Annotated in this window: 15 protein-coding genes; 6 read left to right on the top strand and 9 right to left on the bottom strand. The window is 69.7% G+C overall.

From position 1 onward, the window contains the following. Positions 1-7: 7 nt before the first annotated feature. The 5 genes from ACZ44S_RS32680 to ACZ44S_RS32700 all read right to left on the bottom strand — a co-directional run bounded on the left by ACZ44S_RS32680 (position 8) and on the right by ACZ44S_RS32700 (position 5,929). On the bottom strand, positions 8-1,966 hold the full coding sequence (locus ACZ44S_RS32680) for an ABC transporter permease/substrate-binding protein (protein WP_466935609.1): 1,959 nt from the start codon (positions 1,964-1,966) through the stop codon (positions 8-10). Beyond that, a complete protein-coding gene (locus ACZ44S_RS32685) occupies positions 1,956-3,485 on the bottom strand; it encodes a sugar ABC transporter ATP-binding protein (RefSeq protein WP_466935612.1) in 1,530 nt (509 codons plus the stop codon). The genes ACZ44S_RS32680 and ACZ44S_RS32685 overlap by 11 nt, the downstream gene beginning before the upstream one ends. After that, positions 3,482-4,516: a LacI family DNA-binding transcriptional regulator gene (locus tag ACZ44S_RS32690; RefSeq protein WP_466935614.1), complete on the bottom strand. Its 1,035-nt coding sequence runs from the start codon at positions 4,514-4,516 to the stop codon at positions 3,482-3,484. The genes ACZ44S_RS32685 and ACZ44S_RS32690 overlap by 4 nt, the downstream gene beginning before the upstream one ends. A gap of 119 nt (positions 4,517-4,635) precedes the next feature. Beyond that, positions 4,636-5,427, bottom strand: a complete 792-nt coding sequence (locus ACZ44S_RS32695) for an N-acyl homoserine lactonase family protein (RefSeq protein ID WP_466935617.1) — start codon at positions 5,425-5,427, stop codon at positions 4,636-4,638. 91 nt (positions 5,428-5,518) lie between these two features. Further along, a complete protein-coding gene (locus ACZ44S_RS32700; RefSeq protein WP_466935619.1) occupies positions 5,519-5,929 on the bottom strand; it encodes an ATP-binding protein in 411 nt (136 codons plus the stop codon). A gap of 222 nt (positions 5,930-6,151) precedes the next feature. Between ACZ44S_RS32700 and ACZ44S_RS32705 the strand changes: the two genes are divergently transcribed. Both ACZ44S_RS32705 and ACZ44S_RS32710 read left to right on the top strand, forming a co-directional pair. Further along, positions 6,152-6,988: a helix-turn-helix domain-containing protein gene (locus tag ACZ44S_RS32705; RefSeq protein ID WP_466935622.1), complete on the top strand. Its 837-nt coding sequence runs from the start codon at positions 6,152-6,154 to the stop codon at positions 6,986-6,988. Positions 6,989-6,995: 7 nt separating this feature from the next. Next, positions 6,996-7,184 carry a DUF397 domain-containing protein gene (locus ACZ44S_RS32710; RefSeq protein WP_466935625.1) on the top strand — a complete coding sequence of 63 codons (189 nt, stop codon included), beginning with the start codon at positions 6,996-6,998 and terminating at the stop codon, positions 7,182-7,184. A gap of 33 nt (positions 7,185-7,217) precedes the next feature. Here the strand turns inward: ACZ44S_RS32710 and ACZ44S_RS32715 are convergent, their stop codons facing one another. From ACZ44S_RS32715 to ACZ44S_RS32725, 3 genes are all read right to left on the bottom strand, one after another. Then, positions 7,218-8,576 (bottom strand): ankyrin repeat domain-containing protein, encoded by a 1,359-nt coding sequence (locus tag ACZ44S_RS32715; RefSeq protein ID WP_466935627.1) that lies wholly within the window; start codon positions 8,574-8,576, stop codon positions 7,218-7,220. Continuing rightward, positions 8,563-9,183 carry a hypothetical protein gene (locus tag ACZ44S_RS32720; protein ID WP_466935630.1) on the bottom strand — a complete coding sequence of 207 codons (621 nt, stop codon included), beginning with the start codon at positions 9,181-9,183 and terminating at the stop codon, positions 8,563-8,565. The genes ACZ44S_RS32715 and ACZ44S_RS32720 overlap by 14 nt, the downstream gene beginning before the upstream one ends. Before the next feature lie 155 nt (positions 9,184-9,338). After that, on the bottom strand, positions 9,339-10,391 hold the full coding sequence (locus ACZ44S_RS32725) for an aldo/keto reductase (RefSeq protein ID WP_466935633.1): 1,053 nt from the start codon (positions 10,389-10,391) through the stop codon (positions 9,339-9,341). A 105-nt stretch (positions 10,392-10,496) separates the two neighbouring features. Here ACZ44S_RS32725 and ACZ44S_RS32730 point away from each other — a divergent pair, with 105 nt between their 5' ends. Further along, a complete protein-coding gene (locus ACZ44S_RS32730) occupies positions 10,497-11,120 on the top strand; it encodes a TetR/AcrR family transcriptional regulator (protein ID WP_466935636.1) in 624 nt (207 codons plus the stop codon). 95 nt (positions 11,121-11,215) lie between these two features. Then, positions 11,216-11,758, top strand: a complete 543-nt coding sequence (locus ACZ44S_RS32735) for a DapH/DapD/GlmU-related protein (protein WP_466935638.1) — start codon at positions 11,216-11,218, stop codon at positions 11,756-11,758. A gap of 195 nt (positions 11,759-11,953) precedes the next feature. Here the strand turns inward: ACZ44S_RS32735 and ACZ44S_RS32740 are convergent, their stop codons facing one another. Then, positions 11,954-12,526, bottom strand: a complete 573-nt coding sequence (locus tag ACZ44S_RS32740) for a Uma2 family endonuclease (protein ID WP_466935641.1) — start codon at positions 12,524-12,526, stop codon at positions 11,954-11,956. A 67-nt stretch (positions 12,527-12,593) separates the two neighbouring features. Between ACZ44S_RS32740 and recD2 the strand changes: the two genes are divergently transcribed. Continuing rightward, positions 12,594-14,918 carry an SF1B family DNA helicase RecD2 gene (gene recD2 / locus ACZ44S_RS32745; RefSeq protein WP_466935644.1) on the top strand — a complete coding sequence of 775 codons (2,325 nt, stop codon included), beginning with the start codon at positions 12,594-12,596 and terminating at the stop codon, positions 14,916-14,918. 178 nt (positions 14,919-15,096) lie between these two features. Then, positions 15,097-16,386, top strand: a complete 1,290-nt coding sequence (locus tag ACZ44S_RS32750) for a citrate synthase (protein WP_466935646.1) — start codon at positions 15,097-15,099, stop codon at positions 16,384-16,386. The last annotated feature ends 621 nt before the right edge of the window (positions 16,387-17,007 follow it).

The following is a 17,007-nucleotide window of genomic DNA, read 5'->3' on the forward strand; positions in this document are numbered from 1 at the left end:
GCCCGCGTCAGCCCTCGAAGCCGGCGACGTTCTCCCCGGTGACCACCTTCACCGGAACCTTCACCATCTTCTCCACCTTCTCGCCCTCGGCGGCACGCAACGCGTTCCGCACGGCGATCCTGCCCAGCTCCTTCGGCTGCTGGGCGACGGAGGCGTACAGCGTGCCCGCCTCGACCGCCTTCAGCCCGTCCGGGGTGCCGTCGAAGCCGACCACCTGCACCGACTTTCCGGCCTTGGAACCGAGCGCCTTGATCGCGCCGAGCGCCATCTCGTCGTTCTCGGCGAAGACACCGTCGATGTCCGGGTGCGCCTGGAGCAGGTTCGTCATCACGTCCAGGCCCTTGGTGCGGTCGAAGTCCGCGGGCTGCTTGGCGACGACCCGGATGCCCGGGTACTCCTTCAGCCCGGCCGCGAAGCCCGCGCCGCGCTCGCGGCTGGCGGAGGTCCCCGCCTGGCCCTGAAGGATGACGATGGTGCCCTTGCCGCCCAGCTTCTCGGCGAGCGCCTTGGCACCCAGCTCACCGCCCTCGACGTTGTCGGAGGCGACCAGCGCGGCCGTGTCCGCCTTGTTGACGCCGCGGTCCACGGCGATGACGGGGATGTCCGCCTTGTTCGCGCCACTCACCGCGGGACCGGCGGCGTCGGAGTCCACCGGGTTGACGATGACGGAGGACAGCGAGCCGCTGGTGAAGTTCTGCAGCTGGTTGGCCTGCTGGGAGGCGTCGTTCTGCGCGTCGGTGACCGTCAGGTCGACGCCCAGCTTCTTCGCCTCCTCCTCGGCACCGGCGCGGATCTGCACGAAGAACGGGTTGTTGAGCGTCGACAGCGACAGTCCGATCTTCTGTGTCCTCGCCGCCGAGGACCCGTTGTGCAGCAGCGAGGTCGCGCCGACGACCGCGACGGCGACGGCGGCCGCGATCACGTACGTCAGTGCCTGCTTGCCCCGGTTCCCGCCCCCGGACGCCCCGGCGGCCGGCGTCGTGGCGCCCGCCTTGCGGCGCAGCGTGTCGAAGAGGACGGCCAGCGCGATGACGACACCGATGACGACCTGCTGCCAGAACGCGGACACGGACAGCAGGTTGAGCCCGTTGCGCAGCACCGCCAGGATCAGCGCGCCGATCAGCGTGCCCGACGCCTTGCCGGTGCCGCCCGCGAGGGAGGCGCCGCCGATGACGACGGCGGCGATCGCGTCCAGTTCGTAGCCCTGTGCCGCCTGCGGCTGCGCGGAAGCGAGCCGGGAGGCGAGCACGATGCCCGCGACGGCGGCGAACAGGCCGGAGAAGGCGTAGATGGCGAGCTTCTGCCGCTTCACCCGCAGACCCGACAGCCGCGCGGCCTCCTCGTTGCCGCCGATGGCGTACATGGAGCGGCCGATGTACGTCCGCCCGAGCACGAAGGCGGTCAGCAGCCCCATGACGATCATCACGAGCACCGGCACGGGCAGCCAGCCGCCCAGCGTGTCACCCAGGTGGGAGACCGAGTCGGGGAAGGCGATGGGCGAACCCTGCGAGATGACGAGCGACAGACCGCGCGCCACCGACAGCATGGCCAGCGTCGCGATGAACGACGGCAGTTTCCCGTAGGAGACGAGGAAGCCGTTCACGAGACCGCAGACGATGCCGGTGGCGACGGCGAGCAGCACCGCGAGCACGACCGGCACCCCGGCCTCGGTCGCGCTCCACGCCAGCACGGTCGCGGACAGCGCGGCGACCGAACCGACGGACAGGTCGATGCCCGCGGAGACGATCACGAAGGTGACGCCGAAGGCGAGGATCGCGGTCACGGCGGCCTGGACGCCGACGTTGAGGAGGTTGTCGGCGGTCAGGAAGTCCCCGGACAGCGCCGACATGGCGATGACGAGGACGATCAGCGCGGTCAGTGCGCCGTTGTCCAGGAGCAGGCGGCGCAGGCCGCCCGTGGCGCCGCCCTGCGCGCCCGGCTTGCTCTTGAGCGTGTCAGTGGCCACCGGTGGCCTCCGTTCCGTTGCTGTGGGGGGAACTGACGGCGAGCGCCATCACGGCGTCCTGGGTGGCCTGTTCGGCGGGCAGTTCGCCCGCCACGCGCCCCTGCGCCATGACGACGACCCGGTCGCTCATGCCGAGCACCTCGGGCAGATCGCTGGAGATCATGAGCACGGCGGCGCCGGCGGCCGTCAGTTCGTTGATGAGCTGGTAGATCTCGACCTTCGCGCCGACGTCGATGCCGCGCGTCGGCTCGTCGAGGATGAGCACCCTGGTGTTCGCCAGCAGCCACTTGCCGATGACGACCTTCTGCTGGTTGCCGCCGGACAGGGTCCGCACGTGCTGCCCGAGACCGGCCATCCGCACCCCGAGCCGCCCGGCGATCCGGGCCGCCGCGTCATGCTGCCCCTTGAGGTCGACGAGCCCCGCGCGGGAGGCGGACCGGAGGGTGACCAGGCCGAGGTTCTCCTCGACCGAGGCGTCGAGCACCAGCCCCTGCCCCTTGCGGTCCTCGGGCACCAGCCCGATCCCGGCCGCCATGGCGGCGTTCACGTCGTGGCGGCGCAGCGGGGCGCCCGCGACGTGCACGGTCCCGGCGTCGTACGGATCGGCCCCGAACACCGCCCGGACCACCTCCGTGCGTCCGGCGCCCACGAGCCCCGCGATGCCGACGACCTCACCGGCCCGCACCTCGAAACCCACGTCGTGGAAGACCCCGTCCCGGGTCAGCCCCTCCACCTTCAGCAGCGCGTCACCGGCGTCGGCACGCTCGCGCGGGTACTGCTGCTCGATGGACCGCCCGACCATGAGGCGTACCAGCTCGTCCTCGGGCGTGGAGGCGGGCACCTGCCCGACGCTCCGGCCGTCCCGGATGACGGTGACCCGGTCGCCGAGGGCGGCGATCTCCTCCAGATGGTGGGTGATGAAGACGATCCCGACCCCGTCCTCGCGCAGCCGCCGCACGATCGCGAACAGCTTCTCGACCTCCTCGGAGGTCAGCACGGCGGTCGGCTCGTCCATGATGAGCACCCGCGCGTCCAGGCTGAGCGCCTTGGCGATCTCGACCATCTGGAGCCGCGCGATACCGAGTTCCCGCACGCGCGCACGGGGAGAGACGCTGACCCCCACCCGTTCGAGCAGCACCTCGGCGTCCGCGTCCATCCTCTTCCGGTCGATCATGCCGAACCGGCGCGGCTGACGGCCGAGGAAGATGTTCTCGGCGACCGTCAGATCGGGAACGAGGTTGAACTCCTGGTAGATGGTGGCGATCCCGAGCCGCTCGGAGTCCTGCGCACCATGGACGCGCACCTCCTCACCGCCGACCACGATCCGGCCGGCGTCGGGCGTGCAGGCGCCGGAGAGCATCTTGATCAGCGTGCTCTTGCCCGCGCCGTTCTCGCCGAGGAGCACATGCACCTCGCCCCGGCGCAGGTCGAAGTCGACGCTGTCGAGCGCGACCACACCGGGGAAGGTCTTGCGGATGCCCTCGATGCGCAGCAACTCGTCCGGACTGCGGCTGCTCACGGCGTACTCCTTCGTACGGGGGACGGGGGTTCTGGGGCGGCCGGCTCACCGCAGGAGCGGCGGACGACCAGCCGTGCCGGGAGGGTGACGGACGCACCGGTCCGTCCCCCGATGCGGTCGACCAGCGCGCGCACGGCGGCCCGCCCCAGCTCGCCCGTCGGCTGGGCGATGGCGGTGACCGGCGGATCGGTGTGCACGAACCAGGGGATGTCGTCGAACGCGGCCAGCGCGATGTCGTCGGGGACCCGCATCCCCCGCGCGCGGATCGCGTCCAGGGCGCCGAGCGCCATGAGGTTGTCGGCGGCGAACACGGCCTCGGGCGGTTCCGCCAGGTCGAGGAAGCCCTCGGTGACCCGGCGGCCGCTGCCGGCCTGGAAGTCGCCCTGGCCGATGTAGGCCTCGGGCAGGGGAAGCCCGTACGCGCCGAGGGCCTCGCGGAAGGCGTCCACGCGCTCGCGGCCGGTCGTGGTGGCGGCGGGGCCTGCGATGATCGCGAGCCGCCGGTGCCCGAGCCCGTACAGGTGCGCGACCAGGTCCCGCACGGCGCCCCGCCCGTCGGATCTGACGACGGGCACGTCCACGCCGGGGATCCACCGGTCGACGAACACCATGGGCGTCCCGGCCCGCGCGGCCCCCAGCATGCCCGGCGACCCGCCGTCGGTGGGGGAGACGAGCAGCCCGTCGATACGGCGGTCCAGCAGCGTCGTCACATGGTGGTCCTGGAGGTCGGGCCGCTCGTCGGCGTTGCCGATGATCACGCTGTAGCCGAGCGCGCGGGCCTCCTCCTCGACGGCGCGGGCCAGCTCGGTGAAGTACGGGTTCATCACATCGCTGATGACCAGCCCGAGAGTGCGGGTCCGGTCGGTGCGCAGCGACCGGGCGACGGCGTTCGGCCGGTACCCCAGCCGCTCGACCGCGGCCGTCACCCGCCGACGGGCGTCCTCGCTGACCGACGGGTGCCCGTTGAGCACCCGCGACACCGTGGCCACGGACAGCCCCGCCTCGGCAGCGACGTCCTTGATGCCTGCCATCGCCGTTCCACCTCCTCGTGGAATCGATTACACGGGAGATTGGAAACGATTACACGGTCGCTCGGCAAGAGGGTGGACGATGGCCGAAACCGAATCGTGACCGCGGGGCGGGGGCCGGGTCAGTCCCAGACGTCGCCGTCGTGGGGCAGTGCGGCGAAGTGGTCCGGGTCGTGGGACAGGAAGACGCGGACACCGGCCCGGCCCAGGTGGCGGAGGTGTCCGTAGGTGAGCAGTTTCCGCTGGACGTTCCAGTCGCTGAGCATGGGCACGTCCTTGGCCAGCCCTTCCCGGAGGTGGGCGGAGTCCCCCATGAAGCCGATCCGGCCGTGGTGGTCGAGATCGAGGACGACGCCCTGATGCCCGGGCGTGTGCCCCGTGGTCCGCAGCACGGTCACACTCCCGTCCAGGAACAGGTCGGTGTCACCGTCGAGTTCGAGGAAGTCGAAGCCCCGGCAGTCCCGGTAGTCGTTGAAGGCATAGCCCCGGGCCGTCCAGCGGTCCGGCCACCAGGCGTGGCGCAGTTCGTCGTGCTGGGCCACGTGCACGGCGTGCGGGAAGTAGCTCATCCCGCCGGCGTGGTCCAGGTGCAGGTGGGAGTAGATGACGTACCGGACGTCGGCCGTGCGGTGGCCGAGGCGTACCAGCTGCGCGTCGATGGCGTGCTCCCGGGTGAACCCCTGGGCGCCGTAGGCCTCCCGGAGCCCGGGGCCCCAGTAGGCCTCGGCGGCCTCGGGGTCGGCCACGTGATGGTTGATGCCCGTGTCGAAGAGGATCAGCCCGTGCGTGGCGTGCTCGATGACGGCCACGGTGGAGGGCACGGTGATCATGCCCTCCGCCCCGTAGATGAGGTCGCCCCTCGGCATGGTGAAGGGCCCGGCGTCAACGGTCGTCACGCGCAGTCTGGCGGCCACAGGTGTGCTCCCCGGCGGTGCGGATGGTGAGGATCACGCCAACCCTGCCCCGCGAGGTACGGACGCCGAACGCGCCACGCCCGCCCTCGCCCTAAGCGGCCCCCAATTCGCACCACACGTACTTGCCCCGACTGCCGTCCCGCACCAGCGGCTGCCAGCCCCACACATCGGCACACGCCCGCACCAGCGCGAGGCCCCGCCCGTCCTCCCGCTCCACCGCCCGCTCGAACGGCTCCGGCGGCCGGGGCGGTTCGGGATCCGCGTCCCACGCCCCGATCCGCAACGTCCCCGGCGGCGACCAGCGCACGCGCAGGGCGGCGGGGCCCTTGGTGTGCCGTACGGCGTTGGAGACCAGCTCCGCCGCCAGCAGTTCGGCGACATCGACGAGGCCGATCAGCCCGTGCAGGGTCAGGATCAGACGCAGGGTACGGCGACTGACGGTGACGGCGCGGGGGTCGTTGGGGATGTGGAGGGAGTACTCCCAGGAGTCGTTTTCGAGCATGCGGAACTCCGATGTGCGTGGGGGAGGGTGAGGGCGGGCCCGGTGTCATTGCCGCAGCCGTCATGGCAGGACGGGGCGGTGCGCTTCCGGTGATTCGGTTTCGCACGGTGTGCGTCGCGTCACCGACGGTAGGGCTTACGTGTAATCCAAGGCAAGCCGATCGCGTAATCTGAACCCGAACGGGGAGTACAGGCAGGCACGTTGAATCCAGGGGAGCGGTTGATGGTCCTGAGGCGCGAACCAACCGCACGTCAGGTGCGCCTTGGCCTTGAGCTGCGCAGGCTCCGCGAAGCGGCAGGGCTCACCACCATCGAGGCGGCAGCGCTGCTCGGGGTGAATCGGGTGCAGATCAGCCAGATCGAAACCGGAGTCACAGGTGTGAGTGATCAGCGACTGCGCCGCCTTGCGTCCCACTATGCGTGCACGGATGCGGAGTTCGCCGCAGCCCTGACCGCTATGGCCACTGACCGGACCCAGGGCTGGTGGGAGGAGTACCGGGGCCACCTGCCCACCTCGTTCCTGGACCTCGCCGAACTGGAACACCACGCCATGTTCTTGCGGGAGGTGGCGATCCTGTACGTCCCAGGCCTACTTCAGACGGAGGATTACGCGCGGGCGGTCTTTTCTTCGAGGGTTCCTGAACTGACTCGCGAAGAACTCGATCTGCGCGTCGGGCACCGAATGAGGCGCCAAAGGATCACGACTCCCTACGAGTTGGTGATCCACGAGTCCGCCCTGCGTATCAGGGTCAGTGATCGTGCTGCGTCCCGGGATCAACTCGCCAAGATCTTGGAGCTCTCCGAAGCGGACCACATCACCGTGCGCGTCATCCCATTTGACCTGGACGGCTTCGCCAGAGCGGGCAGCACCATGACGTATGCGGGTGGCCCCGTGCGCAGGCTGGACACTGTGGTGCGGGACGTGCCGCACGGCTCGGCGTTCATCACTTCCGAAGCGCAGCTCGCTGCTTTTCGAACGCGTTTCCGTAAGGTGGAAGCCGTCTCGCTCGGCATCGAACGGTCGCGAGACTTCATCAACCGCCTGGCGAAAGAGCTGTGAGGCACCCATGGACATCTGGCGGAAGTCGTCCTACTCGGGCCCCGACGACGGCAACAACTGCGTCGAGATCGCGAACGCCCCCACCCACATAGCCGTCCGCGACTCCAAGGCCCCCGCCCGGGCCACCCTCACCTTCCCCGCCGAAGCCTTCGCTCCCTTCCTCGAAGCCCTGAAGGTGCCTACAAGGAAGCCGTGACGAGGCGCTCAGTGACCGCGTCGGCCAGGGACATCACCTGGTGACCGCGCGGCCGTTCCTCCACTGCCAGTCCCACAGCTTGCTCCACCGGTGGTCCTCCGCGAAGCCGATGTCGAGGTGCCTCACCCGCTCGTACGCCTCGGAGGTGCGCGGATCGTCGCGCAGGGCGAGGCCGTAGGCGGCCTCCAGGCAAATAAGCGGATCGTCCGCGTCCAGCAGGGCGACCAGGGCGTCGGCGACGGCAGGGGTACGGTCCCGGCAGGAGGCCAGGAGCGCCGTGGCCTCACCCTGCGGCCCGGCGTCCGGGCCCTCGGCCAGCGTGAGCAGTGCCCGCACGGCCGGTGTCAGGAGGGCGTCGTCGTTCACGGCCACCCTGCTGGCGAGGAGCCGTACCTCCGTGTCCTGGTCGGCGATGAGCGCGAGCAGCGCTGCCCGGGCCGGGGGCGTCAGGGAAGCGTCCTCGGGGGGACAGAAGAGCGCGGGCACCCGTTGGCGGACTCGGGCGTCGGGGTGAACGGCGTAGCGCAGCCCGGTGGCCTCCAGGCCGGGATGCTCGTACTCGGCGAAGGCTTCGAGCACCTTCGCGAGCATCTCGGCGTTCGTCTCCTCCGCCGCCCAGGTGTTGAGGAAGTCGCCCTCCTGTTCCACGTGCGGGTGGAAGTGGTCGAGGACTCCCCGGCACCGCAGGTACTCCGCGAGGAACCGGCGGTGCGCCGGATCGGGATGGTGGCGGTGGGAGGACACGGCCGACCAGGTCCCGGCGGCGCCGCGGCGCTCCAGGAGGACGGAGATCACCTCCCACCAGACCGGGTGGTCCTGGTCCGGCTCGACGGCGGCACGGGTGACCAGTTCGTCGACCGGGGTCGGAATGCGGAACTCCCGCTCCAGTACGGTCAGGACGCCGCCGTGTCCGTCCCGGACGACGAGACCACCGAGTGACAGCTGCTGGACATGGTGGAACGCGTCCGGGTCGTCCGGTACGCGGACCGTCTCCGCCGGCCCCTTGACACCCGTGCGGCGCCGCAACTCCTCGGCCGCGCCTGTCTCGTACCGGGTCCGGGCCAGGGAGAGCAGCCGCTCGCGCGCATGTTCGGACAGGCGCAGCGCCGGCTCGGCGCCGAGGACGGCCTTGCAGAGGGCCGGGGAGCCGCCGTCCACGGCCCGCCACAGCGGTGTGGTCCCGTCCGGCAGCACCCGGTCGGGATCGGCACCGCCCTGGACCAGCACATCGGCCACGACGACGTCATACGCGCCGATGGCGGCGCACAGCACCGGAAGCCCGTCCACGCCCGGCGTGTCCGGGTCGGCGCCCTCCTCCAGCAACTCCCGTACCGCGTCACCGTCTCCGGCCCGGACCGCCGTTATGAGGCGCCGGTCGTCACTTCCGCTCACGCGCTGCCCCTTCATCTTGGTCGGGCCATGTGGCCACGAGCGCCTGCCGATCCGGGAATCGAGGGCTGCCGAGCATCTCCTGGGTCGTCTCCCCGTTGACCCAGCACACCTGCTCGGGGCCGCCGTCGCCGGTGTCGAACAGGCAGGAGACTCCGCCACTGGCGGCCGCGAGGCCGGTGAACACCTCCCGGACGCGGGCCGACCGCGCGAACAGGCGGCTCATCCTCGAGGTCGCCGCCCAGAAATCCATGGACGCGTAATCAGGATGCAGCGAGGACCGGAACCGGACCGTCAGGTAGACGTACCCGATCTGGACGCGCCCGTCCTCACCGAACTCATGGCCGCACTCCTCCGCGTATTCGCGCACCGCGTCATCGGCGCCGAACATGATGGACGTGTCGAGGTCGAGCGTGTCGCTCGTGGAGCAGTCGACGGGCTCGCTCTCGAAGCGGGACGTGAACGGGAGGACGATCCGGTCACCGCCGGGCAGCGTGACCTCGAGCGGCGGCACGTCACGCGACGGTGGCGCCAACTCGGCCAGACGCAGAAGCGCTCCGGCTACCTTCCTGGGGGGCAGGTGGATGTCATATCCGTAGGTCAGACCCATGTTCTCCCCCTCTGCCGGGCCGAACGGCACTTTCTCATGGCCATCTCGCGGGGGCCTCCCATTTTCGGAGAGGGTGTACGGGTGCTGCCGGAGGGGTCCCCTCGGTGCGTCCGCGGGGAAGGTGCTGGTCCGATCACCCCGGACAGTGCTGGTCCTCACGCCGCGGGCGGGGGTGCGACGACGGGTGGGTTGAGGCGGGCGAAGCCTTCCTGGCGGTGGTACGGGAAGTACGGGTAGGGCGCCGTCCGGCCGCTCGCCGTGTCGAGTTTCGCCGTCTGGTCGGGCGTGAGCGTCCAGCCGATGGCACCGAGGTTCTGGCGAAGCTGGTTCTCGTCGCGGGCACCGATGATGACGGAGGAGACGGTCGGTCGCTGCAGCAGCCAGTTGATGGCGATCTGCGGAATGCTCCTGCCGGTCTCCTGCGCGACCTCGTCGAGTGCGTCCACCACACGGTAGAGATGCTCGTCCTCGACCGGCGGGCCGTATTCCGCGGTGTGGTGCAGTCGGCTGTTGGCCGGGAGCGGCCGGCCGCGGCGGATCTTGCCGGTGAGCCGTCCCCAGCCGAGCGGGCTCCAGACGAGGGCTCCGAGACCCTGATCGAGCCCGAGGGGCATCAGCTCCCATTCGTAGTCGCGGCCGATGAGCGAGTAGTAGACCTGGTGCGCGACATAGCGCGGACGGCCGTACTTCTCCGCACTCGCGAGGGACTTCATCGCCTGCCAGCCGGAGAAGTTGGAGATGCCGACGTAGCGGACCTTCCCCGCGCGTACGAGGTCGTCGAGCGCGGACAGGACTTCCTCGACCGGTGCGCCGGCGTCGTAGGCGTGCATCTGGAACAGGTCGATGTGGTCGGTGCCGAGCCGTCGCAGGGCGTCCTCGCACGCGGTGATCAGGCGTGAACGGGAGGTGCCCGCGTCGCCGGGGCCGTCGCCCATGGGCAGGCCGGTCTTGGTGGACACGATCACCTGGTCCCTGCGGCCCTTGATCGCTTCGCCCAGCACCTCCTCGGAGGCCCCGCCGGAGTAGACGTCGGCGGTGTCGAACATCGTGATGCCGGCGTCGAGGCAGATGTCCACGAGGCGTCGTGCTTCGCGTGCGTCCGTGTTGCCCCAGGCACCGAACAGCGGCCCCTGGCCGCCGAAGGTGCCGGCGCCGAAGCTCAGTGCCGGGACCTTGAGGCCGGATGCGCCCAGCCGCCTGTACTCCATGGCTGTTCCTCTCTCGCGACGCCACCTGGCTAACGGGTCTGTAGTTCCGTTAGTGTGTACCTCAACGTAGCAGGTGTGGGCAATTAATGGAACTGGAGTCCCGTTATGGGGTTTGAGAGTGTGAATCCCGGGACCGTCCGTCCTGGTGGGCGCACGGCGCGGGTGCGGGCGTCGGTGCTGCGAGCGGCCGGGGACGCCCTGGCGGAGCACGGCTTCGCCCACCTGGACCTCGCGGACGTCGCGCGCCGTGCCGAGGTGGGTAAGACCACCGTCTACCGTCGCTGGGGGTCGGTGACCGGCCTGGTGGCCGATCTGCTGCTGGACATGGCCGAGCAGTCGCTGCCGCGCACCGAGACCGGCTCGCTGCTCGGTGACCTGAAGGCCAACGCCCGGCTCGTGCAACGCACTTTGGCCGACCCTCGGCAGGGAGCCCTGTTCAAGGCGGTGATCGCCGCCGCCATCTGCGACGCGCAGACGGCCGAGGCCCTGCACCGCTTCTACGACATCCGCGTCAGGGAGTGGGCGCCCTGCGTCCACCAGGCCGTCGACCGGGGCGAGGTCCCCGAGGGCACTGACGCCCACGAGGTGATCCGCGCCGTCTCCGCCCCCCTCTACTACCGCCTGCTCACCACCGGCGCTCCCCTCGACGAAGCAGCCGCGGACCGGGCCGCCGAGGCTGCGGCGGCCGCAGCGCGCGCGGGAGCGTATGTCAGGGGCGGACGGCCGTGAGTGAGCTCATATGCTCGGCGCGGCGCTGGAGACGGGGCTCCGTGGCGAGCGGTTCTCCTTGTCCTTCCCGCCGGTACACAGAAAGGTTCGCGAGTATGTCCAGCGACCGTCTCATGCGCATCCGCAGTGCCGAGTTCCAGGCCATGGCCGAGAGGGTCCTGAGGGTCACGGAGCTCACCTCCCGTCTGAACGTCCTGCCGTTCGACGACGATGCGGGCAAGGCGGAACTGTTCGAGCGGATCCTCGGCAAGCCGCTGCCGCCGAGAGTCACGATCTACCCGCCCTTCTACACGGACCACGGCCTGCACCTCGACCTCGCCGAGCGCGTCTTCATCAACCAGAACTGCACGTTCCTGGACTACGCCGGTATCCGGATCGGCGAGCGCGTGATGATCGGACCGAAGGTCACGTTCATCACCAGTGGCCATCCGGTCGATCCCGAGGAGCGGCGGCTGTACCTCACCGGCGCACCCATCGACGTGGCGGAGAACGTGTGGATCGGTGCCGGTGCCACGATCCTGCCCGGCGTCAGCATCGGCCGCGACGCCGTGATCGCCGCCGGCGCGGTCGTGGCCGATGACGTCCCGCCGGCGAGCTTGGTGACCGGCAGCAAGGCAACCGTGCACCGAACGTGGTGAGACGGTGACCGGCCTGCTCACCACCGGCGCTTCCCTCGACGAAGCAGCCGCGGACCGGGCCGCCGAGGCTGCGGCGGCCGCAGCGCGCGCGGGAGCGTATGTGCGGGGCGGTGAAGCCCCCGCCTGAGTCACCCTGACCGTCCTGCCGGAGGCCTTCTCTCCCTTCCTCGAAGACCTCGCGTCACAGCCGCGCCGTCAACCGTCCCCGCCGTACCTGCGGAACTCCGACGTCTCCACCGTCCACGGCCCGAACGGCACCGAGTCGCCGAAGATGTACGGCTCCTTGTTGCTGTAGCGGCCCTTGCACGGCTCGGAGTGCACCTCGATCGTGCCGGTGCGCGGGTCGACGATCATGTAGTGCGGGATGCCCATGGCCGGATAGTCGGCCAACTTCTCGTCGTAGTCGTTGCTCGGGTTGGACGGCGAGACGATCTCGACAGCTGCCAGCACCTGCGTCGCGTCGACGGCCAGGCCCTCTTCGTCGAGGGTGGCCTCGGGGATCACGACGGCATCGGGTCGGCGCAGACGCCCGATGGCCGGGTGCTCGATCTCGGGTCCGTTTGCGCAGATGTGGCCGGGGTGGGTGCTGGGCAGTTGCGCGTCCAACTGCTTGCAGATGCGGCGAACAGTCCCCTCGTGACGCTTCGACGGGCGCATCATCGCCAGTACCGGACCGGACGGCCCGATCTCGACGCTCCACGACCCCTCGAGCTGCTCCGAGTAGGCCCCGAGCTCTGCGGCGATGGCGCGCATCTTGGCATAGTCCATGAGCCCAACGTACTGAGTTGACGACGCTCCCGCCCGCCCTGTCACACCCCACCGGTACCGTCGGATCATGTCCAACCAGTCCGCAGCCGCCGCCCCCGGTGAACGCCGGCTCGCCACGCTCGAGGGCGTGCTGGAGCGCATCACGTACGCCAACGAGGAGAACGGCTACACGGTAGCCCGGGTCGACACCGGCCGCGGCGCCGGTGATCTGCTCACCGTCGTCGGCGCGCTGCTCGGCGCCCAGGTCGGGGAGTCCCTGCGGATGGAGGGGCGTTGGGGGTCGCATCCGCAGTACGGGAAGCAGTTCCACGTCGAGAACTACACGACGGTGCTGCCGGCCACGGTCCAGGGCATCCGCCGCTACCTCGGGTCCGGGCTGGTCAAGGGCATCGGCCCGGTCTTCGCCGACCGCATCACCCAGCACTTCGGCATCGACACGCTGACCGTCATCGAGGAGGAGCCCAAGCGGCTCATCGAGGTCCCCGGTCTCGGCCCCAAGCGGACCAAGAAGATCGCCGACGCCTGGGAGGAGCAGAAGGCGATCAAGGAGGTGATGCTCTTCCTCCAGACCGTCGAGGTGTCCACCTCCATCGCCGTGCGCATCTACAAGAAGTACGGCGACGCCTCGATCTCCGTCGTGAAGAACCAGCCGTACCGGCTCGCCGCCGACGTCTGGGGCATCGGCTTCCTCACCGCCGACAAGATCGCCCAGTCGGTCGGGATCCCGCACGACAGCCCGGACCGGGTGAAGGCCGGACTGCAGTACGCGCTGTCCCAGGCCACCGACCAGGGGCACTGCTATCTCCCCGAGGAGAAGCTGATCGCCGACGCGGTCAAGCTGCTCCAGGTGGACACCGGGCTGGTCATCGAGTGCCTCGCCGAGCTCGCCGCCGAGCCCGAGGAGGGGGAGGACCCCGGTGTCGTCCGGGAGAAGGTGCCCGATCCGCAGGGCGGCGACCCCGTCACCGCCGTGTACCTCGTCCCCTTCCACCGCGCCGAGGTCGCCCTCTCCGGCCAGCTGCTGCGGCTGCTGCGCACGGACGAGGACCGGATGCCCGCCTTCCAGGACGTGGCCTGGGACAAGGCGCTCGGCTGGCTCGGGGCCCGTACCGGCACCGACCTCGCCCCCGAGCAGGAGGCGGCCGTCCGGCTCGCGCTCACCGAGAAGGTCGCCGTTCTCACCGGCGGGCCCGGCTGCGGCAAGTCGTTCACGGTCCGGTCGATCGTGGAGCTGGCCCGCGCCAAGAAGGCCAAGGTGGTGCTCGCCGCGCCGACCGGCCGCGCCGCCAAGCGGCTCGCCGAGCTGACCGGAGCCGAGGCCTCCACCGTGCACCGGCTGCTGGAGCTCAAGCCCGGGGGTGACGCCGCCTACGACCGGGACCGGCCGCTCGACGCCGACCTGGTGGTGGTCGACGAGGCGTCCATGCTGGACCTGCTGCTCGCGAACAAGCTGGTCAAGGCGGTACCGCCGGGCGCCCATCTGCTCTTCGTCGGTGACGTGGACCAGCTGCCCAGCGTCGGCGCGGGCGAGGTGCTCCGGGACCTGCTGGCTCCCGGAAGCCCCGTCCCCGCCGTGCGGCTCACCCGGGTCTTCCGGCAGGCCCAGCAGTCGGGCGTGGTGACCAACGCCCACCGGATCAACGCCGGGCAGCACCCCGTCACCGACGGCATGAAGGACTTCTTCCTCTTCGTCGAGGACGACACCGAGGAGGCCGGCCGGCTCACCGTGGACGTCGCGGCCCGGCGCATCCCGGCGAAGTTCGGCCTCGACCCGCGCCGGGACGTGCAGGTCCTCGCCCCCATGCACCGGGGACCGGCCGGCGCGGGCACGCTCAACGGGCTGCTCCAGCAGGCCGTCACCCCGGGCCGCCCCGATCTCGCCGAGAAGCGGTTCGGCGGGCGGGTCTTCCGCGTCGGCGACAAGGTCACCCAGATTCGCAACAATTACGAGAAGGGGGAGAACGGGGTCTTCAACGGCACCGTGGGCGTGGTCACCTCGCTCGACCCGGTCGACCAGCGTCTGACGGTGCTGACCGACGAGGACGAGGAGGTGCCGTACGACTTCGACGAGCTGGACGAACTGGCACACGCCTACGCGGTGACCATCCACCGTTCCCAGGGAAGCGAGTACCCGGCGGTCGTCATCCCGGTGACCACGGGCGCGTGGATGATGCTCCAGCGCAACCTGCTCTACACGGCGGTCACCCGGGCCAAGCAGCTGGTCGTGCTCGTCGGATCCCGCAAGGCGATCGGGCAGGCGGTGCGTACGGTGTCGGCGGGCCGCCGGTGCACGGCCCTGGACTTCCGCCTCGCCGGTTCCCGCCTCTCGGAGGTGCGGAGTGCCTCTGTGAGCGGTCCGTCATCAAAAAATGATCGATCAAATGAGTCATGAAGGTCACAGAGCTCTTCCGGATAAGGAACACAGGAGGCAGGATGGGCAAGTTGGCGGCACTGAGTGCCGCCGATAGGCCCGATGGTCGACCCCGAGTGCACTCTCCTGAGCCGAGTGGGGGATGGTAGAGACAGTCAGGGCACCTCGAAGATGAGGCACAACGTCGGTGAGGGAAGACGTGAGCGACAACTCTGTAGTACTGCGGTACAACGGCAGCGAGTACACCTACCCGGTGATCGACAGCACTGTCGGTGACAAGGGCTTCGACATCGGGAAGCTCCGCGCCCAGACCGGTCTGGTGACGCTGGACAGCGGCTACGGCAACACCGCGGCCTATAAATCCGGGGTCACCTATCTCGACGGCGAGGCCGGCATCCTCCGGTACCGCGGCTACCCGATCGAGCAGCTGGCCGAGCGCTCCACCTTCCTGGAGGTCGCCTACCTGCTGATCAACGGCGAGCTGCCGACCGTCGACGAGCTGACCTCGTTCCAGAACGAGATCACGCAGCACACCCTGCTGCACGAGGACGTCAAGAACTTCTACAAGGGCTTCCCGCGCGACGCCCACCCGATGGCCATGCTGTCGTCGGTGGTCTCCGCGCTGTCGACGTTCTACCAGGACAGCCACAACCCGTTCGACGAGCGTCAGCGCAACCTCTCCACGATCCGCCTGCTCGCCAAGCTTCCGACGATCGCGGCGTACGCGTACAAGAAGTCGATCGGCCACCCGTTCGTCTACCCGCGCAACGACCTCGGCTACGTCGAGAACTTCCTGCGCATGACCTTCTCCGTGCCCGCGCAGGACTACGAGCTCGACCCGGTCGTCGTCTCCGCGCTGGACAAGCTGCTGATCCTGCACGCGGACCACGAGCAGAACTGCTCGACCTCCACGGTGCGTCTGGTCGGCTCCTCGCAGGCGAACATGTTCGCCTCGATCTCCGCCGGCATCTCCGCCCTGTGGGGCCCGCTGCACGGCGGTGCCAACCAGTCGGTGCTGGAGATGCTGGAGGGCATCCGCGACTCCGGCGGTGACGTCGACTCCTTCATCCGCAAGGTGAAGAACAAGGAGGACGGCGTCCGCCTGATGGGCTTCGGCCACCGGGTCTACAAGAACTTCGACCCGCGCGCCAAGATCATCAAGGCCGCCGCGCACGACGTGCTGTCCGCCCTCGGCAAGTCCGACGAGCTGCTGGACATCGCGCTGAAGCTGGAGGAGCACGCGCTCTCCGACGACTACTTCGTCTCGCGCAGCCTCTACCCGAACGTCGACTTCTACACCGGCCTGATCTACCGGGCCATGGGCTTCCCGACCGAGATGTTCACGGTCCTGTTCGCCCTCGGCCGGCTGCCGGGCTGGATCGCCCAGTGGCACGAGATGATCAAGGAGCCGGGCTCCCGCATCGGCCGCCCGCGCCAGATCTACACGGGCATCGTCGAGCGGGACTTCGTTCCGGTCGAGGAGCGCTGACACCTGCCGGTGGGGTGCGCGGTGCACCCAGTAGCTCGTTGCTGAAGGGGTGTGGGCGGCTGCCGGCCGGTCTGTGGCCGGTCGCGCCCACGCGGCGGGGCCGCATGTCGATACGGCCCCGCGCCCCTTCAGGTGCGTCGAGCCGCCGCAAGCGTGATGTGGAAAGAGAGAAGGCGCCCCGGCCGCCGGTCCCCCCACGGGCCGACGAACCAGGGCGCCTTCCCATGTCCCGGTGCGGATTCCCCCCACGGGATCCGGCCGGGCGCCTGTGAAAACAGCGCCTGAATCGCTGTGTGAGCACGACGGACCTGAACCCGCCGCACTCGTCGGTGTGCGGTCTGCCGGGACAGCGCACGTTCGGGAGGGCCGCTCAAAGCTTCCCGCTGGTACGTGTCCCGGCAACGCAATCTCCGGGAAAGTCCCCCAAGACGATCCCAGTTGTCAGGAAGCGCCCCCCAAGACGCTGCCCGACATCGCCAACTTAGACCTTCGAACCCCTTCGATGGTTACGTTCAGATCACTGTGATCTGCGTCTCTTGCATAACTCCCTAAGCTCCGCAAGAGCCCGCAAACCTCTCACGGGACCCAAGCGTAAGGATGATGCGCGAGCCTTGTGAAGAG

This window comes from Streptomyces malachitofuscus, assembly GCF_055571035.1.